Annotated in this window: 18 protein-coding genes and 1 other RNA gene; 11 read left to right on the top strand and 8 right to left on the bottom strand. The window is 54.2% G+C overall.

Translation table 11 applies throughout. The annotated features are described in order from the left end of the window. Nucleotides 1-55 precede the first annotated feature (55 nt). The 4 genes from ruvB to fur form a co-directional block, all read right to left on the bottom strand. The gene (ruvB, locus tag ABEA58_RS13035) at nt 56-1072 is read right to left on the bottom strand and encodes a Holliday junction branch migration DNA helicase RuvB (protein WP_345552152.1); all 1017 of its coding nucleotides are present in this window, start codon (nt 1070-1072) and stop codon (nt 56-58) included. Nucleotides 1073-1118: 46 nt separating this feature from the next. Beyond that, nucleotides 1119-1727 (bottom strand): Holliday junction branch migration protein RuvA, encoded by a 609-nt coding sequence (ruvA, locus tag ABEA58_RS13030; RefSeq protein WP_345552150.1) that lies wholly within the window; start codon nt 1725-1727, stop codon nt 1119-1121. Nucleotides 1728-1741: 14 nt separating this feature from the next. Continuing rightward, complete coding sequence (ruvC, locus tag ABEA58_RS13025) at nt 1742-2272, bottom strand: crossover junction endodeoxyribonuclease RuvC (protein ID WP_345552149.1); 531 nt, start codon at nt 2270-2272, stop codon at nt 1742-1744. A gap of 90 nt (nt 2273-2362) precedes the next feature. Beyond that, a complete protein-coding gene (fur, locus tag ABEA58_RS13020) occupies nt 2363-2773 on the bottom strand; it encodes a ferric iron uptake transcriptional regulator (RefSeq protein ID WP_345552147.1) in 411 nt (136 codons plus the stop codon). Nucleotides 2774-3113: 340 nt separating this feature from the next. On the opposite strand from fur, the gene ABEA58_RS13015 reads away from it, so the two are divergent. After that, nucleotides 3114-3458 (top strand): outer membrane protein assembly factor BamE, encoded by a 345-nt coding sequence (locus ABEA58_RS13015; RefSeq protein ID WP_345552146.1) that lies wholly within the window; start codon nt 3114-3116, stop codon nt 3456-3458. A 131-nt stretch (nt 3459-3589) separates the two neighbouring features. On the opposite strand, the gene ABEA58_RS13010 is transcribed toward ABEA58_RS13015, so the two are convergent. Together ABEA58_RS13010 and ABEA58_RS13005 are read right to left on the bottom strand one after the other, a co-directional pair. Beyond that, nucleotides 3590-3925, bottom strand: coding sequence for an RnfH family protein (locus ABEA58_RS13010; RefSeq protein WP_345552144.1), 336 nt, complete (start codon nt 3923-3925; stop codon nt 3590-3592). Next, nucleotides 3922-4362 (bottom strand): type II toxin-antitoxin system RatA family toxin, encoded by a 441-nt coding sequence (locus ABEA58_RS13005; RefSeq protein ID WP_345552143.1) that lies wholly within the window; start codon nt 4360-4362, stop codon nt 3922-3924. The genes ABEA58_RS13010 and ABEA58_RS13005 overlap by 4 nt, the downstream gene beginning before the upstream one ends. Nucleotides 4363-4557: 195 nt before the next feature. Between ABEA58_RS13005 and ABEA58_RS13000 the strand changes: the two genes are divergently transcribed. The 5 genes from ABEA58_RS13000 to ABEA58_RS12980 all read left to right on the top strand — a co-directional run bounded on the left by ABEA58_RS13000 (nt 4558) and on the right by ABEA58_RS12980 (nt 9456). Beyond that, nucleotides 4558-5976, top strand: a complete 1419-nt coding sequence (locus ABEA58_RS13000) for a sodium-dependent transporter (RefSeq protein WP_345552142.1) — start codon at nt 4558-4560, stop codon at nt 5974-5976. A gap of 87 nt (nt 5977-6063) precedes the next feature. Then, nucleotides 6064-6543, top strand: coding sequence for an SsrA-binding protein SmpB (gene smpB / locus ABEA58_RS12995; protein WP_345552141.1), 480 nt, complete (start codon nt 6064-6066; stop codon nt 6541-6543). A gap of 43 nt (nt 6544-6586) precedes the next feature. Next, nucleotides 6587-7963, top strand: a complete 1377-nt coding sequence (locus tag ABEA58_RS12990; protein ID WP_345552139.1) for a sodium-dependent transporter — start codon at nt 6587-6589, stop codon at nt 7961-7963. Nucleotides 7964-8097: 134 nt separating this feature from the next. Further along, nucleotides 8098-8485: a transfer-messenger RNA gene (ssrA, locus tag ABEA58_RS12985) on the top strand. A gap of 134 nt (nt 8486-8619) precedes the next feature. Then, nucleotides 8620-9456: a 23S rRNA (adenine(2030)-N(6))-methyltransferase RlmJ gene (locus ABEA58_RS12980; protein WP_345552137.1), complete on the top strand. Its 837-nt coding sequence runs from the start codon at nt 8620-8622 to the stop codon at nt 9454-9456. Between the two features lie 145 nt (nt 9457-9601). Here the strand turns inward: ABEA58_RS12980 and ABEA58_RS12975 are convergent, their stop codons facing one another. Both ABEA58_RS12975 and cobA read right to left on the bottom strand, forming a co-directional pair. After that, nucleotides 9602-10828, bottom strand: coding sequence for a Rossmann-fold NAD(P)-binding domain-containing protein (locus tag ABEA58_RS12975; RefSeq protein ID WP_345552135.1), 1227 nt, complete (start codon nt 10826-10828; stop codon nt 9602-9604). Between the two features lie 416 nt (nt 10829-11244). Next, complete coding sequence (gene cobA, locus ABEA58_RS12970; RefSeq protein WP_345552134.1) at nt 11245-12207, bottom strand: uroporphyrinogen-III C-methyltransferase; 963 nt, start codon at nt 12205-12207, stop codon at nt 11245-11247. A 717-nt stretch (nt 12208-12924) separates the two neighbouring features. On the opposite strand from cobA, the gene ABEA58_RS12965 reads away from it, so the two are divergent. The 5 genes from ABEA58_RS12965 to nirD all read left to right on the top strand — a co-directional run bounded on the left by ABEA58_RS12965 (nt 12925) and on the right by nirD (nt 20394). Next, on the top strand, nt 12925-13767 hold the full coding sequence (locus ABEA58_RS12965) for a formate/nitrite transporter family protein (protein WP_345552132.1): 843 nt from the start codon (nt 12925-12927) through the stop codon (nt 13765-13767). Nucleotides 13768-13835: 68 nt separating this feature from the next. Next, on the top strand, nt 13836-15590 hold the full coding sequence (locus ABEA58_RS12960; RefSeq protein ID WP_345552130.1) for a bifunctional protein-serine/threonine kinase/phosphatase: 1755 nt from the start codon (nt 13836-13838) through the stop codon (nt 15588-15590). A gap of 147 nt (nt 15591-15737) precedes the next feature. Further along, nucleotides 15738-16967 (top strand): nitrate- and nitrite sensing domain-containing protein, encoded by a 1230-nt coding sequence (locus tag ABEA58_RS12955; RefSeq protein ID WP_345552128.1) that lies wholly within the window; start codon nt 15738-15740, stop codon nt 16965-16967. Nucleotides 16968-17452: 485 nt separating this feature from the next. After that, nucleotides 17453-20074, top strand: a complete 2622-nt coding sequence (nirB, locus tag ABEA58_RS12950; protein WP_345552126.1) for a nitrite reductase large subunit NirB — start codon at nt 17453-17455, stop codon at nt 20072-20074. Further along, nucleotides 20062-20394, top strand: coding sequence for a nitrite reductase small subunit NirD (gene nirD, locus ABEA58_RS12945; protein ID WP_345552124.1), 333 nt, complete (start codon nt 20062-20064; stop codon nt 20392-20394). Before nirB ends, nirD begins: the two co-directional genes overlap by 13 nt. The last annotated feature ends 441 nt before the right edge of the window (nt 20395-20835 follow it).

Here is a 20835-nt window from a genome sequence, read left to right as displayed (position 1 = left end):
GTTCCTTATTTTTTTCTGACTGGCTTGTTCACAGCTGGCGCCCGCGGGCGCCCTATCATTTGTTCGGCTGCGGCATGCCGAAATGCTCATAGGCCAGCGCCGTCACCACGCGCCCGCGCGGGGTGCGCGCCAGGTAACCCTGCTGGATCAGGTAGGGTTCGAGCACATCCTCAATGGTATCGCGCTCTTCGCTGATCGCCGCCGCCAGACTGTCGACGCCGACCGGTCCGCCGCCAAACTTTTCGATCATCGCCAGCAGCATGCGCCGGTCCAGTTGGTCAAAGCCGCGCCCATCCACATTGAGCATATTGAGCGCCGCATCGGCGATGGCGGCATCCACGCTGCCGTCGCCCTTCACCTCGGCGAAGTCCCGCACCCGCCGCAACAGCCGGTTGGCGATACGCGGTGTGCCACGGGCGCGGCGGGCCACCTCGCGGGCACCGCCCTCGTCCATTTCCACCCCCATCAGGCCGGCGGAGCGGCGCACGATGCTGGTGAGATCCTCGACACTGTAGAACTCCAGCCGCTGCACAATACCGAAACGGTCGCGCAGCGGCGAGGTGAGCAGCCCTGCACGGGTGGTGGCGCCCACCAGGGTAAACGGCGGCAGGTCCAGCTTGATCGAGCGGGCCGCCGGCCCTTCACCGATCATGATATCCAGCTGGTAATCCTCCATCGCCGGGTACAGCACCTCCTCCACATGAGGACTCAGACGGTGGATTTCATCGATAAACAGCACATCCCCCGGCTCCAAATTGGTCATCAGCGCCGCCAGGTCACCGGCCTTTTCCAGTACCGGGCCTGAGGTGGTCTTGATCGCCACGCCCATTTCCGCGGCGATGATATTGGCCAGGGTGGTCTTGCCCAGCCCCGGCGGGCCAAAAACCAACGTGTGGTCCAGCGCCTCGTCGCGCAGCCGCGCGGCCTGGATAAAGATCTCCATCTGCTCGCGCACCACAGGCTGCCCCACATAGTCGGCCAGGGTCTTGGGGCGCACGGCGCGGTCGTACTGTTCCTCATGGCCACTGGGGCCGATGGGCTCGGGGGCGATCAGGCGGTCGGCTTCGATCAAAGCGGCATCCTCCAGAGGAGCAGTGGGCCAAAGAGGTCAGTGCGGATCATGCGGGCGCCATTCCCTTAAGCGCCAGACGGATCAGCGTGGCGCTGTCGGCATCCGGTTGCTCCTTGCTGGCCCGGGCGACCATCTTGCTCGCCTCGGTGGGCTTGTAGCCGAGCGCCGTGAGGGCGCTTTCCGCCTCACCCGCATGGTCCACTTTCGGCGCCCCGGCCGCCAGCAGCGGAATATCGTTGGCGTCACCCAGATCCGGTGCCAGCTTGTCGCGCAGCTCGATGATCAGGCGCTCGGCGGTCTTCTTGCCGACCCCCGGCACCTTGACCAGGGCACCCACGTTATCCTCTGAAACGCAGCGGGCCAGCGCCTTGCCATCGAGGCCGGACAGGATCGCCAGCGCCATTTTGGGGCCGACGCCATTCACCTTGATCAGGGTGCGGAACAGCTGCCGGTCGGACTCGCGCAGGAATCCGAACAGCTGCTGCGAGGTCTCGGAAACCGACAGGTGGGTAAACAGCTGAACTTCCTGCCCCAGCGGCGGCAGCTCGAACACGGTGGTCATGGGCGCGAGCACCTCATAGCCCACGCCCTGCACATCCACCAATACCAGTGGCGGCTGAATAGCGGCGAGGCTGCCGCGCAGTCTTGCGATCATTGGATAAGTTCCCCTCAGGAAATCGTCAGGCGGCCGCGGCGAAAGCGGCTGTTGGCGGCACCGGCGGTCTGCACCAGGGTCTGCATGGTGTGCATATGGCACAGCGCTACTGCCAGGGCGTCCGCCGCGTCCTCCTGCGGCGCGGCGGGCAGCCGCAACAGCGTCTTAACCATATGCTGCACCTGCAGCTTGTCCGCAGCGCCGTTACCCACCACCGCCTGCTTGACCTTGCGGGCCTCGTACTCGGATACGGACAGGCCCGCGTGGGTGGCCGCCACGATCGCGGCGCCACGGGCCTGACCCAGTTTGAGGGCGGAGCCGGCACTCTTGGACATAAACACGTTTTCAATCGCCATTTGCGCCGGGGCGTACTGCCCGGCGATCTGACTGATGGCGTCAAAGATCAATTTGAGGCGTTCCGGCAGCGCGGTATCCGGGATACGCACCACACCGCTGGCCACGTAAACGGCCCCGCCCCGCTGAATATCGATCAGACCGTAACCGGTTTTGCGCGAGCCGGGGTCGATACCCAGTATCCGGGTCAAGGGCTGCTCCCTGTATGTTTATATAGTGGTGGGAAGTGTCCCAAGGCGGGGGGAAGGCGTCAAGGACGGCGCGGGCCGCCCCGGCAGGATTTACTGCGTCTTCTTCTGCACATACAGCACCAGGCTGTGACCGGTGAGCTCGTAACCGTGCTCTGCCGCGATCTGGTGCTGCAGTTTTTCGATCTGCTCGTTGTGGAATTCAATGACCTGGCCGGTATCGGTGCAGACCATATGATCGTGGTGGTCGCCCCGGTCCAGCTCGAACACCGAATGGCCGCCGTCGAAGTTGTGGCGAATCACCAGGCCGGCGCTCTCAAACTGCGTGAGCACGCGGTAAACCGTCGCCAGACCCACATCCTCACCCGCTTCCAGGAGCATCTTGTAAACATCTTCCGCGCTCAGGTGCTGCTCACTGGCGGTTTCCAGCAGTTGCAGTATCTTTACCCGTGGCAGGGTGACCTTGAGACCCGCCTTGCGCAGCTCCTGGTTTTCGTTTGGCATGAATATTTTTCCCGACTGAATTCTGGTTGCTATGGTGGCGCCTTGGCGCAGAGTGACGCAGGGCGCCGCCGTGGCACCGGTCGCGTGCCTGCGCTCCCGCAGCGAAGCGGTCGCGATCTCTGTCAGCGCGCTTGCTCTTCGGTTATTATCCACGCCCAGTGGACACAGCGGAACCCCGGTCACCATCGCGGCCTGTGCGCAGAAGCGCCGTAGAAATTCCGACCCGGCGTTCGCGGCAGGAACTTTCACCGCCGCCGGCTCTCAGAGACAGGGTCACCGACCCGCACGGGCCATACCGACGGGCTTTACCGCTGCAAGACAAAAGATAACGGAGCACTGAATGCCCTCTTTCGTAAAATTGATCGCCATCGCCAGCCTCGGCGCCCTGCTCAGCGCTTGCAGCCTGTTTGAATTCCCCGGCGTGCACCGCATCGAGATACAGCAGGGCAATATCGTCACCCAGGAGATGGTGGACCAGCTGAAGCCGGGCATGACCCGCCGCCAGGTGCGCTTTGTTCTGGGCACCCCCCTGATCGAGGACACCTTTAAACCGAATCGCTGGGATTATGTGAACCGGGTGCGCGACCCGGAAGGTGAGGTGAGCGAGAAGCGCTTCAGCGTCTACTTCAACGGCGACATCCTCATCGCCACCAATGGCGACTTCCAGCCGGCCGGCTGGCCCTGAGGCCCAGCGCGGTGAAGCGCTCGCGTTATCACCAAGGCGCCTTCTGCCAAGACGTGCTCTGCCAAGTCGCCGTCCGCCAAGACATTCGCTAATAAGGCGCTTTCTGATGAAGCGCCTGCCGGCAACAGCCTTTAAGACTCTTTCCGCTGCGCCTGCCGGCGCGCCTTTTCCGCCCGCTGCTTGCGCGCCTCTTTGGGGTCGGCGATCAGCGGCCGGTACACTTCCACCCGGTCCCCGGGCTGCAGCACATACTGATCCGGCGGCGCCAACCCCTTGGTGCCCAAGGACTGGCCGAAGATACCCAGCCTGGCCGTATCCAGTTCCACTTCCTGGTATTCCTCCGGGATTCCCGAGCGCTGCAGCGCCTCCCTGGCCGTAGTGCCCGGCGCCACCAGCAACTTCACCAGCCGCTGCTCACGGGGCAGCGCGTACACCACCTCCACCTCGATCGTTTGCCTATCCGTCATACTGATTTACCGTAAATCTCGTCCGCGCGCGCACTCATGGCGCCTACCATCTGATTGGCCAGCTCGCTGAACAGCTTGCCCACCGCCGCCGCCACAAGCCGGTTGCGGATCACGAATGACAGCGAAAATTGCACCTTGCAGGCATTGTCGCCCAGCGGCTTGAACTCCCAGCGGCCGGAAAATTCCGAAAACGGCCCGTCCACCAACTCCAGCTCCATTAACGTCGGCCGCTGCAGGCGGTTGCGGGTAACAAAACTCTGGCGCATACCGGCACGGGATAAATCCAGCCGCGCCTCCAGAGTCTGCTCATTTCGGTACAACACTTCCGCGTTGCGACACCCGGGCAGGAACTGCGGATATTTTTCCACGTCGTTTACCAGGTCAAACATCCGTTCCACGCTGTGCATCACCAGCGCGCTGCGCTCAATCTGCGTCATGTTTTCTATTGATTCCAACCTCAGGACTTGCAGGGCCGACATGCGCGCCCCGCGGGCAATTTTGCCAGCCAGCGCTACTCAAGCAAGATAATTCCTGCAACAATTGTTCTAACATCATTCATTGGCGCCGCCCCGCAAAACGCATCGCACGCGCGACCAGGCGCAGCAAAAGAATAACAGGCAAGCGAGAGTACTATGTCCGCAGCGAGAGAACATTTTGGATCGCGGCTCGGTTTTATCCTGGCCGCGGCGGGGTCCGCCGTGGGCATCGGCAACCTGGTGGCCTTTCCCGTCGCCGCCACCAAAAGTGGCGGCGGCGCCTTCCTGCTGGTTTATGCCCTGTTCGTCATTCTTATCTGCCTGCCCGTGATGATGGCGGAGCTGGCCCTCGGACGCCACACCGACAAAGACCCGGTGGGGGCCTACCGCACACTGTCTGGCGGCTCAAAACTGTGGCAGATCCCCGGCTGGCTGGCCCTGATCACACCCTTCATGATTGCCGTGTTCTACCTGGTGGTCACCGTCTGGGTGCTGGGCTACCTGGTTGAGACACTGGGCGGCAACCTCGACCGGCTCGCTACCGAAGCGTATTTCAACCAGTTCATCAACTCGCCCAGTGTATTCGTCTATCTCATTGCACTGATGCTGTTGATCAACGGCATTCTCGCCCTCGGCGTGAAAGACGGCATCGAGCGCGCGGCCAAGACCCTGATGCCGATGCTGTTTGCCATCCTGATTGGCCTGGTGGCCTTTGTGCTCACCAAGGAAAACGCCATCCTCGGCGTGCAGTACTACCTGATCCCCGATTTTTCCAAACTGACTCCGGACGTCCTCAGCAGCGCCATGGCGCAGGCCTTCTTTTCCCTGTCACTGGGGATGGGCATCCTGATCACCTACGGTTCCTACATGGAATCTCACCAGTCCATACCCGGCTCCGCCAAAGTGGTCGCCCTGACCGACACCATGGTGGCCTTTACCGCCGGTCTTTTGATCCTGCCGACCATCTTCCATTTCAACCCGCAGATCGACCCCACCGAGCTCTCCGACAGCTCCGCCGGCATGATCTTCCTGTTCCTGCCGAAGATCTTCCTGGCCCTGCAGGACAGCATCGGTTACGTGGGCGCCAGCGCCTTCGCGGCGGTTTTCTTCTTCCTGGTACTGGTGGCCGCCATCACCTCTCTGGTTTCCATCATCGAGGTGCCGGTGGCCACACTGCGCGATGAGCGCGGCATGGACCGCCGCAAAGCCATCTACACCGTGGGCGCGGTGCAGGTGGTGCTGGCCGCCTTCTGCGCGGTGTCTTTCGGCATGGTGCAGTGGTTCACCGAGTTCGTCACCCTCGCCGGCGCCAACAAGTCCTTCTTCGATCTGGTGGAAATCATCTTCTACGACACCATCCTGCCGCTCAACGGCCTGCTGGTGTGCCTGTTTGTGATCTACCGCTGGAAGAAGGCCAACTTTGACCAGGAACTGCAGGACGGTGCGCCCGGTTTCGCCGGCTCCTTCTCCCAGCGCTATGTCAACTTCGCCCTGGGCACCTTCATCCCGGTGTTCCTGCTGCTGATATTTATCAACACCGTGGCGCTCAAGTTCTTCGGAATCAGCTTCTTCTAACGCACCCCGGACCGGCAAGCCCTCGCTGTGATCACCCGGGGGCCTCTGTTATGATCCGCCAGTTAGACCCACCGCAAAGTTGTATCTATGGCCAAAAAGAAAAAGGCACCGTCTTCCAATACCATCGCTCTCAACAAGAAGGCCCGTCACGACTACTTCATCGAGGAGAAGTTCGAGGCCGGTGTTGAGCTGCAGGGCTGGGAAGTGAAGAGCTGCCGCGAGGGCAAGGCACAGCTCACCGACAGCTATGTGCTGATAAAGGACGGCCAGGCCTGGCTGCTGGGCGTGCGTGTGCAGCCGCTCGCCAGCGCCTCGACCCACTTTGTCACCGAACCGGACCGCACCCGCCGGCTGCTGCTGCACAAGCGCGAACTGGCCAGGCTCAAGGCCGCTGTGGACCAGAAGGGTTACGCCCTAGTTGCCACAGCCCTCTACTGGAAAAAACACCTGATCAAGTGCGAGATCGCACTGGGCAAGGGCAAGGCGCACCACGACAAGCGCGATACCGAGCGCGAGCGCGACTGGAACCGCCAGAAGCAACGGCTGATGCGCACCGACCACCGCTGATCCGGCACGCCCGCACAAAAGAAGAATCATCACAGGATTGATCATGAGCGCACCGCGCGGACAGTTCAGCTCCAACATCGGTTTTCTGATGGCCGCGGCGGGTTCAGCCGTGGGCCTCGGCAATATCTGGGGGTTCCCCACCAAGGCAGCCCAGAACGGTGGTGCGGCCTTTGTGGTGGTCTACCTGCTCCTGGCTTTCCTGCTGGCCTACCCGGCACTGATGGCGGAACTCACCATTGGCCGCCACGCCCGCAGCAACATGGTGCAGGCACTGCGCGGGATTTCCACCGGCCCCATCAGCCGCCTGTTCGGCAACCTCACCGGCTTCGGCGGCATTATCGTGGCCTCGCTGATCCTCAGCTTCTACTCCATCGTCGCCGGCTGGATGGTGGCCTATCTGGCCGAACCCTTTGCCCGCCTGCTCGGCGCCGGCGAGATCGCCAACTGGCTCACCAGCGGCAGTATCGGCCGCAACCTGCTTTTTGCCGCCATCTTCAGCGGCATGACCATGGCGATTATCGCCAGCGGCGTGGAGAAAGGAATCGAGCGCTGGTCCACCCTGTTGATGCCGGCTTTGATCATTCTGCTGCTGCTGCTGATCGTCTATGTACTCACCCAGCCCGGCGCCATCACCGGCCTGGAAACCTATCTGATCCCGGACTTCAGCCACTTTTCATGGTCACTGGTGATCTCCGCCATGGGCCAGGCGTTCTTCTCCCTGTCACTGGGCGTGGGCACCATGCTGATCTACGGCTCCTACCTCAGCCAGCAGGAAAGCCTGCCGCGCCTGGGCGCACTGGTGACCCTGATTGATGTGGGCATCGCATTCACCGCCGGCCTGCTGATCCTGCCCGCCATGTATGTGGCCCAAGAAGCCGGCACCCAGATCTTTGCCGCCAGCGGCGAACTGATCGCCGGTCCGGATCTGATCCTGCAGGTACTGCCGGCGCTGTTTAACACCATGGGCACCGCCGGGCTGTTTGTGGCCATCGCCTTCTTTGCCCTTATGACCATCGCGTCAGTTACCTCCTCCATCTCCATGCTCGAAGTACCGGTGGCCTTCTCCATCGAGAACCTCAAACTGGGCCGCAAAACCGCCACGCTGCTGGTGGGGCTGATCATTTTTGCCATCAGCAGCCTGATCATCTTCAACTTCGACAGCCTGTTCGTACTCGTCATCAGTATCAGCACCGAATACGGCCAGCCCCTGCTCGGCGTGGCCCTGTGTATCTTCGCCGGCTGGATCTGGCGCCGCGACGAAGTCCTGAAGGAACTGAAAAAAGGCCACGAGAACATCGGCAGCACCCTCTTCTGGAAAATCTGGCCCTGGTACGTGCGCCTTGTGTGCCCGGTATTGATCCTGGCCGCCTTCGCCCAGTCCGTGGGCCTGTTCAGCGGGATACTGGACCTGTTCACCTGACCCAACTCCGGCTCAGGGTCAGGCTCACGCCCCTCTACAATCTGCACATAAAGAACCCAGATTGCCGCCCAGCGGGATATGGCTTAGGAACTAATTCGGGTATACTCGCCTCTAAACCATGACGGTTTCCTATCGGGGATGACTTGGATTCGACGCCGGTGACGAAACCATGGGTGCATGCCGTGAGGGTAGCGAATCACGTAAATCCAAAGCTGCATTTTATTAGTTGCCAACGACGACAACTACGGTGCCCAACTGGCTGCGTAAGCGGCCCGTGACGCACTACTAAGGGTTCGCCCTTAGCGGCCTTCAGCAAGGTTCCAGTATCGCGCTGCTGGCTGTCATACAGAACTGGATCGTCCTGAAGCGTGCCTGACGCGGATGGCCTAAAACTTATTCAGGCTCGCTCTTAACGTCCTGCCCGCTGGGCTGTAAAGAGCTAAATCAATAGGCGGAACTAAGCATGTAGAGCTCCTGGCAGAGTGCTGACGGACGCGGGTTCGACTCCCGCCATCTCCACCAAATCACTGTCTCAGACAGATCACAAAGCCCCGTAAGCCCTGCGCTTTCGGGGCTTTTGTGTATCTGGGCCGCTCGCTAGCACTTACCCGTGTTAAACGCTGCTTTCATTAACTTTGCCCTGCAGGTATTTCGCCTTGTTGAGTTATCGCCACTCTTTCCATGCCGGTAATTTTGCTGACTTGCTCAAGCATATTGTGCTTGTCGAGATTCTCGACCACCTGCTTAAAAAAGACACCGCCTTCGACTACATCGACACTCATGCCGGGGCCGGCCTGTATGATTTACGCTCAGCGCAGTCACAAAAAACCCTGGAACACAGCGGTGGCATTGCCAGACTAAATTTCGCTGACTGGCCGGAACTTGACCGCTATGCCGAGGTAGTGGGGTCATTCAATAAAACTGATGCCGTTAACTTCTACCCAGGCTCGCCGTCTATCGTCGGCTGCTTCTTGCGCCCACAGGATCGCGCTTGGCTGTTTGAACTGCACCCACAGGATTACCAGCTCTTGCAGAAGAACTTTGCAGGACGGAAAAACATTCGCGTGTACCACACTGATGGTTTTGACGGATTAAAAGCACTGATCCCGCCGCGCAGCCGTCGCGGGCTTGTTTTGATCGATCCATCCTATGAAATCAAATCTGACTACGACTTAGTCATTGACCAGGTAGCCAAGGCCTATAAAAAATTCAGCCAGGGCATTTATGCCATCTGGTACCCGGTAGTGGATAGAAACACCATCCAGCGTATGCAGAAAAAGCTGATCAACAGTGGGATCAGAAATATTCAGTGTTTTGAACTTGGGGTTATGCCGGACTCACGAGAACACGGTATGACCGCATCCGGAATGCTCGTGATCAACCCGCCATGGACGCTAATGAGCAAGATCTCGGCACTGCTACCAAAACTGGCCACACTGGTTTCACAGTGCGGCAGCCAGATATACCAGTGCGCCACATTGGTGGAGGAATAAGCCACCGGCGGCGGTGCTAAACAGTATCCCGCCGCCGGACTCTTTCAGCTTACTATAGATATCAGTGACCGTTACACAGGGTTTTGCGTGGCGATCGGGGGAAGATAAAGACGACAAAATTTTACTCTGACCCCAATTATTATTATTAATTACCCCATGCCCAATTCCAGCTGAGCCAAACCTTGTCCACATCCACCATGGACTTGCCATCGAACTGGGCAAATTTCAGCTGGATCGAATGATCTTTTGAAAAGCTGTACGTGGCAGCCAAGTCCAGTTCATCGCCATAATCAATACTGTCCTCGTCGGAGCCAAACTGATGATACTTGACCAGGAGGTCAACAGGTCCGACCTTCCCCTTCACCTGCGCCCAGGTATCGACGACGCCGCCAGCCGGAGTGACCAGAAACATATCTGCCCAGCCCTGAAATTTATGCAGAGTTGCCAGCGGGGTCTTGAAGGAAACACCGTTGTCCGTACCCAGCACTTCGTAGCCGGCACTCAGCCCCAGATTTGCCACCTCAGTGGATGCACTGAGTGATAAATAATCATTATTAAAATTGTTGGGGTTGCTTCCATAGTCATTTTGCTGGGCGTAGCCAAAATTCAGCGTAAACGCTTTCGGTTTAAACTGGTAATCGAAACCGACGGTCTGTGTTGACAGGCCTGGCACCGGATTGAAATCATTAAACAGAGCAAAGAGTTCAATCTTGCCCAGTTTTTCAAAATCACTGGCCGCTGTAATGAAATGGGACTCCGTATTCCAACGGGCCAGCTGGCTGGTGGAGTCGTTCGGACCAAATACCCGCTCAACACCCCACACATAGGCATAATCCACGCTTACATTACTATCTGTTTTGTAGCCAACCCGGAAGGCATCATAGGTTTGCTCGTTCTGACGCCAGCCAACACCGCCAACAAAACGCTGTGAACCCAGATTGATTCTTTGCCTGCCCAGTGTCGAGCTGAAGCCATCGCGCTGATAACTCAACTTGGCCTGATTGACATCTACCCCTTCAGGATCTGCCACCACAGGGTATTCGCTGTACCCGTTTTCTGGCGTCCTGTACATTTCGCTGCCGATCACTGTGATATCGTCAACTTCAATTTGTCCGCTCAATCCACTCCAGCTGCCTGTAGTAAATGTCAGACGGCTTTTTAGAGTCGAAGCCAATGCAGTTTCTTCAATACCCTCTTGATCCACATACTCGGCACGATAACGGAGTGTCAATTTTGTTTTAACGCCTGAGACAGTGTCTTCTGCAGTGCTGGCTGAGCTCAGAGCAGATAATGCCAAAGTGGTAAAAGCCAACACCCCGCTGACCGATTTTACAAAAGTGCCCCGAGCACGAATGATCGCAAGATTTTTCATACTATTCTCTCCATGATGATGTAGCTTCTTTAAAAAGGACGAAAAAAAGGCCCATTCGATCAAACCAGGATTGATAAACCCGGTGTCAAATAAGCCTCATTGCTCTCATATTTTCTGTTTTGACGTGAATCAGCTTCCGCTGAATTCACCACGCAACATCAAAATACTGTCGTAATAACTATGTAAATTATTTTCTTTATAACCCGTGATAACTATTATCAATCGGTGGCCTGAACAGCCCCATTCATTACCTTTGAGATTTACCAGAAACTCTCAGTGTGTATGAGTGGTTCTCATTACTTGTACTTTTAACTTGTCAGCTTTCATTATCACTCTCGCTATCTGATGTTTTATGGGTGTCCTGCCGGATTCGCTTGCTGTGTTCGTTACTTAGGAAAGTTGTTAAAAGCGAACAATCAGGTCATTGCCATTCCAGGACCGATTAAACAACCCTGACGCTGGGACAGCTTTCCGACGATTTTCCCCACATAAATCAGAGCCGGGGCTTGTATCTTGAATGTGTTAACCGTCACCGGTAAACCTTGTAGCGTTGTCGAAATGTTACGCTGTTGTCGCTGTGTACCATTTTCTACAATCAGAACAGGAAAGTTGGCTGGCAGTCCGGCATCGATTAACTTAAGGCTGATAGTCGATGCCTTGGACAAGCCCATATAAAACACCAGCGTTTCCTCCTCTTGAGCAAGGTCGGACCAGTTCAATTGCTCTTCTGCCTCACTGAGTGAGGCCGTGATCAACCGCAAACCCTTTGCCAGGCCGCGTTCCGTCAAGGGCATCGCCACACTGGCAGCACAACCCGAGGCTGCGCCAATACCAGGCACAACAGAATAAGCAATGGCTGCCTCAATAAGCTGGTCTAGCTCCTCACCGAGCCGCCCAAACATGAGTGGGTCACCACCTTTAAGTCGAACCACGTGTTTACCCTGTTGCGCTAAATCGCACAGTAATTTCCCGATTTCATCTTGTGTAACCGAATGCTGGCCACAACGCTTGCCAACATAGTGACGTTCAATCCGACTCGGCAGCGACGCCATCAATTCGGCACTGACGAGCGCGTCATAAACTACCGCATCACATTGATGGAGTAGATTCCATGCCCTCCTAGTGAGCAACTCCGGATCCCCGGGGCCAGCACCTACCAAATCAACCCTGCCTTGAGGTGAACTTCTACCAAGCGTCAACCCACCTGTCGAACCAATACGCTCACTGTTTCTGGCCAAAAAATAGCTAAGGCTGTTCGAGCGACGAAATACTGCAGATAACCACGACAACACCATACTCCGAAGAATTAGATAGCCAAAAGTAGCATTGGGCTTGAAAAAACCGACTTCACATTTTGCGACAGTAATCGACTTCGGCATAACTTTTACCTACAAAAAAAGCCCAAAGCTCCTGTTACAGAACTTTGGGCTTCGTTACCCTCGTTAAGCAAGAATGTATTGACGATCTACTGACGGCATCTGCCAACTTTTTCGTGGCGTCTATAGACCTATCGCAACCTTCTTACTTTTCCTACTTATCTTACTTCTTTGGTTCACCACTCGGTGAAAGTATTATCCTTAGAAATCTAAATGCAGTTAATGTGCCAGATTACACCTAACGCTGCATCTCCACGATGCATATGGACAGGATTCCTGGTAAAGGATTTTAAATACGCCATTCTGTAGTGGATATTTTCAATTTTTACCTTAGGCAAAATAGGCGCCATACAGCAGAGACAACTCAATGAAAGCCGAATCCCAATATCTAAATGCAGCTTGCTGCTGCATTTTGGTGCTGCCGCCTACCGTGGCGCACTGGATTAGATCAAAACATCGCTTGCGCATTTTTTAGTGATACCCACCAAATCAATAAAATCTGTAGGAAATGTCGGCTTGACCGAATCATTTATCAAATCGTCATGCTGAAAATTAAATCTGGCACGAGTTTAGCATCAACATAGTTGAATCGATCAGTTCAGAACAGACTGATTACAAGACAAAGGTGTCTGGGATTCCCTGTCAAGACAGGGAAATCCGGGCACTTTTTTTTTGCCTGTAAAAAGTTTTTACTAAACCAAAACCACAAAGGTGGCCTCTATGTCTTACCTAGCTCCAAGCGAATTCACCACAAAGATGGTCGATGCCGGCCAGGAAAAGATTTTCATGTCAACGCAGGACACTCTGATTCGTGCATTTATGGCCGGAGCCATTCTGGCGCTGGCTGCGGTGTTTGCCATTACGGTGGCCACCAAAACCGGCTCTCCCCTGATCGGAGCCGTCCTGTTTCCCGTGGGCTTCATTATGCTCTATCTGATGAAGTTCGATCTTCTCACGGGAGTATTTACTCTGGTACCGCTGGCCGTACTGGATAAGCGTCCCGGTGCATCCTTCGGCCAGATGCTGCGTAATTGGGGCCTGGTATTTGTCGGAAATTTTGCCGGAGCTTTGACAGTTGCCTTCATGATGAGCTTCATCCTGACCTATGGCTACAACACCGATGGCGGTGCTATCGCTGCAAAAGTCGCCACAATTGGTGAATCACGCACTCTGGGTTACGCGGCCCATGGCGTTGACGGATGGTTGACCATTTTCATTCGCGGCATGCTATGTAACTGGATGGTTTCAATGGGTGTAGTCGGCGCGATGATATCCACCTCGGCTACCGGAAAAATGGCCGCCATGTGGATGCCAATCATGCTTTTCTTCTTCATGGGTTTCGAACACTCCATCGTGAACATGTTCCTGTTCCCTTTTTCCATGATAATGGGTGGGGAATTCACATTTATGCAATACATCATTTGGAACGAACTGCCTACTGCGCTTGGCAATCTGGTCGGTGGTTTCTGCCTGGTAGGCCTGCCTCTCTATTACACCCATGTCCGCACAGGTAAGCAGCGCAGTCTCAGCACCAGCAATGCAGCCAGGCCGATTGCCGCCTGATCCAGTTAATCCATCCACTGATGCCCAGGTAAGCCAAAATTGCGCCGGGGTTAGCCGTGACAACGCCTATGAACAGCTGCGACTTACCCCCAGCAAGTTTGCACACCAAACTCAAGGTGTCGATTGGCCAGTTTACATCTGCCGGTGTTAAGTCCATCAATCAGGATGCCATTGCCTATCGACTCCCTAAAGATTCAGACACAGTAGACAAGGGGATTGCCCTGGCCATCGCCGACGGAATCAGCACTAGCGATGTCAGTCACATTGCCAGCAACACCGCTGTGACCGCTTTTCTTGACGACTATTTCTGTACTTCAGAACTATGGTCAACCAGAACCGCCGGTGAACGGGTCATTCAGGCCACCAACTCCTGGCTTTGTTCTCGCGCCCGGGAAAGCTGGCGCTCCAGCGACAGTAACAAGGGGTACGTATGTACCCTGACAACCATGGTCATCAAGGACAACCTATTACACATTTTTCACGTGGGCGATTCCCGCGTATACCGTCTTAATTCTCTGGGCTTGGAAAAGCTGACCAATGACCACCGTCTGATCGTTTCCGCTGAGGAAAGCTACCTTGCTCGAGCCCTAGGGGTAGATGAAGGCTTAAAAATTGATTATGTCAATGTGGCATTGAATAAAGGCGATATTTTTATCGCTATGACCGACGGTGTTTATGAACATATGGATACAGTAGCGTTGCTGTCCATGCTACATACTCCAGATGTTGACCTGTCTATGGCGGCCAGGCAAATCACAGAGCGGTCACTGCAGCTAGGCAGCCGCGACAATCTTTCAATCCAACTGATTCGAATCGAGAGTGTTGCCAACACCGCATCACTCAAAGTGGTGAGTGATACGCAGCAATTGTCGCTGCCGCCTGAACTCAAGGAAGGCGATCTGTTTGATGGCTACCAGGTTTGCCGTCTGCTGCATTCCTCAAGCCGCAGTAAAGCCTTTCTGGTTGTCGATCTGGAATCACAGAAACGGCTAGTGTTAAAAGTACCCGCGCTGGGTATGACAGTTGATGAGCAATATCTCGAAAGATTTTTGCTGGAAGAATGGATTGCCCGACGCATCCACAGTGCCCATGTGATCAAAGCGGCTCCTACAAATAGAGACCGCCACTACCTGTATTCGGTAACCGAGTACATTGAAGGGCAGACATTGGAGCAGTGGATAGCGGATCACCCCGCACCGGACCTTAACGAGGTAAGAGCCATACTCGAGCAAATCTCAACCGGCTTGCGCGCTTTCCATCGCATGGAAATGATTCATCAGGATTTAAAGCCGGACAATATTGTGATTGATGCCCACGGTACTGTGAAAATCATCGACCTCGGTGCCACCTATGTCGCCGGGGTGGCTGAGTCACAGGCCGGAATGGTAGGTGCCACCTTGCAGGGGACGGCATTGTACGCCGCGCCTGAATACTTTCTGGGGGAGTATGGCAGTATACTATCCGATCAGTATTCTCTGGGAGTAATCGCCTATCATATGCTGTCAGGTGAATATCCCTATGGGACAAATGTCGCAAAATCAACAACTACGATCGCTCAAAATCGCCTGCAATATCGACCTCTATCCAAGCCGGAGCGCGCCATTCCGGTTTGGGTCGACATGGCAATAGCAAAGGCGGTACACATTAATCCAGAAAAACGCTATGCGCTAATATCCGAGTTTATATACGACCTGAAGACACCGAACCAACGCTTTATCAATCGTCAAAGGCCACCATTACTTGAGCGAGACCCGGTCACATTTTGGCAATGGGTATCGGCAATTATGACTGCACTACTCATCTGGACTGCATGGCCGCAGTAAACCAACCACTGTGAAAAAATTGAATTTAGTGTCAGGAAAATATCTGGATATTAGGCATACTCAAGAAGCGACATTGGTGCCATCTACAGACGCTATTGGTATGAAATTTGCTGATTTTCAGCATAGCGAGTCTTAGGAAAAATGCCCATGGATCGGCACAACGCAGGTATCAACTCGGAGAGTTTTTTTCTGGCTGCCCAACAGGCAAAAATCCGTCAACTCGAAGATCTGATGAGTGCTTTGCAATGGGTAGATGTAATCTGCGATCTGATCCATGCATTACAGCGTGAGCGCGGCCTCAGCAACGTATATCTCGTCTGCCAGAAGACGACGCTAGCCAATGAATTCACGGAGCAGCTGCTCATTTGTGACAAGGCGCTGGCGGAGTTCAATGCAGCCTTGCCCCCCCTGCTACAAGGCAGGGAATCGGCTAATCCGAGCCTGTTAAACCTGATTGCCGGCGCCCTGTCGACACTTGAACAGCTACCTGCCCTGCGTGCAAGCAACCAAACTCGTGAACTACTGCCGATCGATTCCACTCTTGCCTATAACCGCACCATCGAAACGCTGCTTTTGATCGTATTTGAGCTCATCGACCTCGCGACCGATCCCGATGTAGCCCAGTCTTTGACCGCATTCTTCCTGCTGATTCAGCTCAAGGAGTATGTCGGCCAGGAGCGAGCTTGGACCCTCATTGGTTTCTCTCGCGGGCACTTTATTGCGCGCTTGCAGGAGCGTCTTAATCGCCTGAGCATGACGCAACAGGAAGTCAGAGAACGCATGCTGAACTGTGCTGATTCTGAACTTCTGGACGCCTATGAACGGTTAAACAGCGGACCGGTTGCAATGGATCTTAACCGTTTCCGACAGGTGAGGAACAACTTATCGGCGGGAAGCGAAGTTAACACGGATCTCACCGATGTCTGGTATCACAAAATTACCGATTACATTGATGCGCTCCATACAATCGAAACACAGGCAATGCGGTCCATTATCCTCCTTTGCATGAACCGCATTGAGACCGCTCAACAGTCAAATAATTTGGTCCGCGAGAAACTAGATGAATTGAATGAGATGCCTGACATTCCTGTCAGCCAACTGCTCAAGGGCAGCGCCGAATCGAGTCCGATTCAGGCTTTGATCGCCGAACAGCAAAGACAAATTCAGTCGCTTCAACTCGAATTAAGCAATTCCAGAAAGGCGTTGGAAGCAAGAAAACTGGTTGAAAGGGCCAAGTCCATTCTGATGAACAATTTGCACTTAAGCGAAGAGGATTCCTTCCGCCGCTTACAGAAATCCGCGATGGATCAAAACAGCCCTCTTGAAGAAATAGCAAAGAAGGTGATAAGCGCACACCAGTCCTATTCGAAAAATTAAGCCTGAATACATAATGCACCACTTTAATGCATTTTAAATACCTAGCAACAACATGAGCACCATGACGCACCGCTTTGAATATTTTCTAGGCTTTTTCATGAAGTAAACCAAGGCGGCAACCCAATCCGATTCAATCAACGGAGTTTAATACTGTGGATGGATAGCTGCGGGTTGACAGAAAAAATGCCGGCATCAAATCCAATTGAAACAGTGAACGTCTGAAAAAAGCTATACTTCGCGCCATAAAAAACTCGAACCATCAGCATTCGTACAGATTGCGAAATTTATTGTATTGAAATACAGAGCTCAGAGACAAAATTGGCACAGTTAGTGCTGTAAAAAACTTAGCAACAACAGACTTCACCACTGGACAAAGACGTCCATCAAGCCGGTCGAAAGACCTCAGCTTGATGGGCGTTTTTTTTACCCACTACTTATGCGCATTACTGTAGCGCTAGCTTTGCAAGAGCACGCAGAGGTGACACATGACCCAAAAAATAAACAGTGATTACCAGGCAATGACCGTAGTAGTTATTGGTAACGGCATGGTAGGAAACCACTTTATCGAAGGTTTAATCGAGGCTACCGAGGGCAAAAGCGGCATCTGTATTCACACTTTCAGCGCTGAACCCCGATGCGCCTATGACAGGGTACATTTAAGCGAGTACTTTGCCACCCGCGATGCATCACAATTGGCGCTGGCAACAGAGGAGCGGTACCGGAGCTGGGGCGTGAATTTGCACTTGGGTGATCCCGTGGTGAACATCGATCGCCAGCGTAAATTGGTACGCTCCCGATCCGGCCTGGAAATCAGCTATGACAAGCTGGTACTTGCCACCGGCTCCAACCCTTTTGTTCCGCCTGTAGAAGGAAACGACCGGCCCAATTGCTTTGTCTATCGCACCATCGAAGACCTCGAAAAAATCATTGCTGCGGCCCATTCCGGCGCCAAAGTAGGCACCGTAGTCGGCGGAGGTTTACTTGGTTTGGAAGCGGCCAAAGCCTTGCATGACCTGGGATTGCAGACCCATGTCGTTGAATTCGCCCCGCGTCTGATGGCACTGCAAATCGACACCGATGGTGGCGCTCTGCTCAAAGATAAAATCGAATCCATCGGTGTCAAGGTTCATCTATCTAAAGCAACCCAACAAATCGAAGCCGGTGAAAAAAACCTTCAGCGCATGGTGTTTGCCGATGACAGCTATCTGGAAACAGACATCATCGTCTTCTCCGCCGGAATACGACCAGCCGATCAGCTGGCTAGAAATTGTGGTCTGGAAGTTGGCGAGCGCGGTGGTGTTGTCATCGGTGACACCTGCCAGACCTCAGATCCCGACATTTACGCAATCGGTGAATGTGCACTCTGGAAGGGCAGGATCTTTGGGTTGGTAGCCCCGGGATACTCCATGGCCAGAGTTGTGGTATCCCAGCTTCTGGGTCAAGGCAGTTTATTTCAGGGCGCCGACATGAGTACCAAGTTGAAACTGCTCGGTACCGATGTGGCCTCCATTGGTGATGCACATGCCAATACGCCGGGTGCACTTAACTATACCTATTTCAACCAGCCCGCAGGCTACTACAAGAAATTGGTCATCAGTAGTGACAAGAAAACCCTCTTGGGAGCGGTACTGGTTGGAGATACTTCTGAGTATGCGGCCCTGTTGCAGTACAAGATCAATGCTATCGGCCTGCCACAAAACCCCGAGAGCTTGATTTTACCAAGCACAGAAGCAAAACCAGCTCTTGGAGTCGAAGCGCTGCCTGCCACAGCGCAAATCTGTTCGTGCCACGATGTCAGCAAAGGCGATATTGCCACTGCGGTCACCGCAGGCTGCTGTTCCGTGGGTGAAGTCAAATCTGAGACCAAGGCCGGCACGGGTTGCGGAGGCTGCTCACAACTGCTTACCACGGTAGTGAATCACAATTTGCAAGCACTGGGCATCGAGGTGAACCGCAATCTTTGCGAGCATTTCGACTTCACCCGCCAAGAGCTCCACCACCTGATTAGAGTTGAAAAAATTCTGAGCTTTAGTGAATTGCTCCTTAAACACGGTCGTGGCCACGGTTGCGCAGTCTGCAAACCGACGGTCGGCTCAATACTAGCCAGCCTCTGGAACGAATACATCCTGGATCAGAAACACATCGGCCTGCAGGACACCAATGACATCTTTCTTGGCAATATGCAGAAAGACGGCAGCTACTCCGTAGTGCCCCGGGTCGCTGGCGGCGAGATCACTCCGGACAAACTCATCGTGCTGGGCGAGATCGCCCGTGACTTTAATCTCTATACCAAAATAACCGGAGGCCAGAGGATCGACCTGTTTGGCGCCCAACTGCATGAGTTACCGCTAATCTGGCGACGCCTGGTTGACGCCGGCTTTGAGACCGGGCATGCCTACGGCAAGTCCGTGCGTACCGTTAAATCCTGTGTCGGTTCTACCTGGTGCCGTTTCGGCGTGGATGACTCAGTCGGCCTGGCCATAGATATTGAAAACCGCTATAAGGGGCTTCGCGCACCCCATAAAATAAAATTCGCTGTATCCGGCTGTACGCGCGAATGCGCTGAAGCACAATCAAAGGACTTTGGTATTATTGCCACCGAAAAAGGCTGGAACCTGTATGTGTGTGGTAACGGAGGAATGAAACCCCGGCATGCAGATTTGTTCGCCACGGACCTCGACCGCAATACCCTGATCCGCTATCTCGACCGCCTTTTGATGTTCTACTCCCGCACAGCCGACCGCCTGCAGCGCACCAGCGTGTGGATGGAAAACATGGAGGGCGGAATCGAATATCTGCGTAAAGTCATCATTGAAGATTCCCTTGGCATTGCAGCAGAACTGGAAGCTGAAATGGCATACAACATTGGCAACTACCAGTGTGAATGGAACACCACCCTTAATGATCCACAAAAACTAAAGCGCTTCAGTCACTTTATCAATAGTGATGCAACCGACGGAAATTTGCTTTATGTCTCAGAAAGGGGGCAGCGCCGTCCGGCAACTGCAGACGAAAAAGAGTATTTGATTGCCAAAGAAAACAAACTTGATAAAAAACCGAACAGTCAAATAATCACTAAGAAAGAGTTAACTCTATGTTCTGGGTAAACATTTGTGACTATTCCGATATTGCCCCAAACACCGGCGTCTGTGCCAGCGTGCATGATTGTCAGGTAGCTATTTTCCGCGAAGCCAATAGTGGAAAACTTTTTGCCATAGACAACTATGATCCGATTGGTTGCGCCAACGTTTTGTCACGGGGATTGCTGTCCAGTGTCGGAGATAAACTAGCGGTCGCCTCACCCCTATACAAGCAGCATTTTGATCTCATCAGCGGCGAGTGCCTGGAAGACGCCTCGATCAGAATTCCCGTTTATAGGGTAAAGGAAGAAGGTGGAAAGGTTTACGTAGCTCTTGCTAACGACTGACATAAGACACAGACATCTGGAGCCACTCAATACTAAAGAAACCTTTCCTAAAGGCATCGGCGAATCTTGCTGCGAGAAATTACCACGCACGGAGAATAATGCGTGCCATAGTTTAAACCGCATAACCTCAAAATTTATTCAGCCATCGTCACCGGCGTAACTTGCGAGCCAGGCCCAATACCTCCCAAAGCTTTTTTAAATTAGCTCGAAGCCTTTTTAATGCTCCTTAAATTCTCTCTGAAGAAAACTGCTCTAACATGCCGAAGCTGTCCACACTCTTTTTACACTGTGGCAGCCAGATTTATCAGTGCGCACATCGGCATGTCTATATATTACCGACGACACAGCCAAACCACACCCAACCGCCTGCTTCCTTCAGCTTACTTTAGGCATTAATCACAGTTACGCAGGATATTTGTGTGCAATCCAAGGAGGATAAAG

The sequence above is a fragment of the Microbulbifer aestuariivivens genome (assembly GCF_039545115.1).
In the GTDB taxonomy this organism is placed as follows: domain Bacteria; phylum Pseudomonadota; class Gammaproteobacteria; order Pseudomonadales; family Cellvibrionaceae; genus Microbulbifer; species Microbulbifer aestuariivivens.
Note: the sequence above shows the minus strand (reverse complement) of the source record. Positions and strands in the feature narration are given on the sequence as shown.

Coding starts and splice junctions, on each gene's coding strand:
- ruvA (WP_345552150.1), bottom strand. CDS start 1,727: ATGATCGCAAGACTGCGCGGCAGCCTCGCCGCTATTCAGCCGCCACTG.
- ABEA58_RS13015 (WP_345552146.1), top strand. CDS start 3,114: ATGCCCTCTTTCGTAAAATTGATCGCCATCGCCAGCCTCGGCGCCCTG.
- nirD (WP_345552124.1), top strand. CDS start 20,062: ATGTTCTGGGTAAACATTTGTGACTATTCCGATATTGCCCCAAACACC.
- cobA (WP_345552134.1), bottom strand. CDS start 12,207: ATGCCGAAGTCGATTACTGTCGCAAAATGTGAAGTCGGTTTTTTCAAG.
- ABEA58_RS12975 (WP_345552135.1), bottom strand. CDS start 10,828: ATGAAAAATCTTGCGATCATTCGTGCTCGGGGCACTTTTGTAAAATCG.
- ABEA58_RS13000 (WP_345552142.1), top strand. CDS start 4,558: ATGTCCGCAGCGAGAGAACATTTTGGATCGCGGCTCGGTTTTATCCTG.
- ABEA58_RS13005 (WP_345552143.1), bottom strand. CDS start 4,362: ATGACGCAGATTGAGCGCAGCGCGCTGGTGATGCACAGCGTGGAACGG.
- ABEA58_RS12990 (WP_345552139.1), top strand. CDS start 6,587: ATGAGCGCACCGCGCGGACAGTTCAGCTCCAACATCGGTTTTCTGATG.
- ABEA58_RS13010 (WP_345552144.1), bottom strand. CDS start 3,925: ATGACGGATAGGCAAACGATCGAGGTGGAGGTGGTGTACGCGCTGCCC.
- ABEA58_RS12965 (WP_345552132.1), top strand. CDS start 12,925: ATGTCTTACCTAGCTCCAAGCGAATTCACCACAAAGATGGTCGATGCC.
- smpB (WP_345552141.1), top strand. CDS start 6,064: ATGGCCAAAAAGAAAAAGGCACCGTCTTCCAATACCATCGCTCTCAAC.
- ABEA58_RS12960 (WP_345552130.1), top strand. CDS start 13,836: ATGAACAGCTGCGACTTACCCCCAGCAAGTTTGCACACCAAACTCAAG.
- ABEA58_RS12955 (WP_345552128.1), top strand. CDS start 15,738: ATGGATCGGCACAACGCAGGTATCAACTCGGAGAGTTTTTTTCTGGCT.
- fur (WP_345552147.1), bottom strand. CDS start 2,773: ATGCCAAACGAAAACCAGGAGCTGCGCAAGGCGGGTCTCAAGGTCACC.
- nirB (WP_345552126.1), top strand. CDS start 17,453: ATGACCCAAAAAATAAACAGTGATTACCAGGCAATGACCGTAGTAGTT.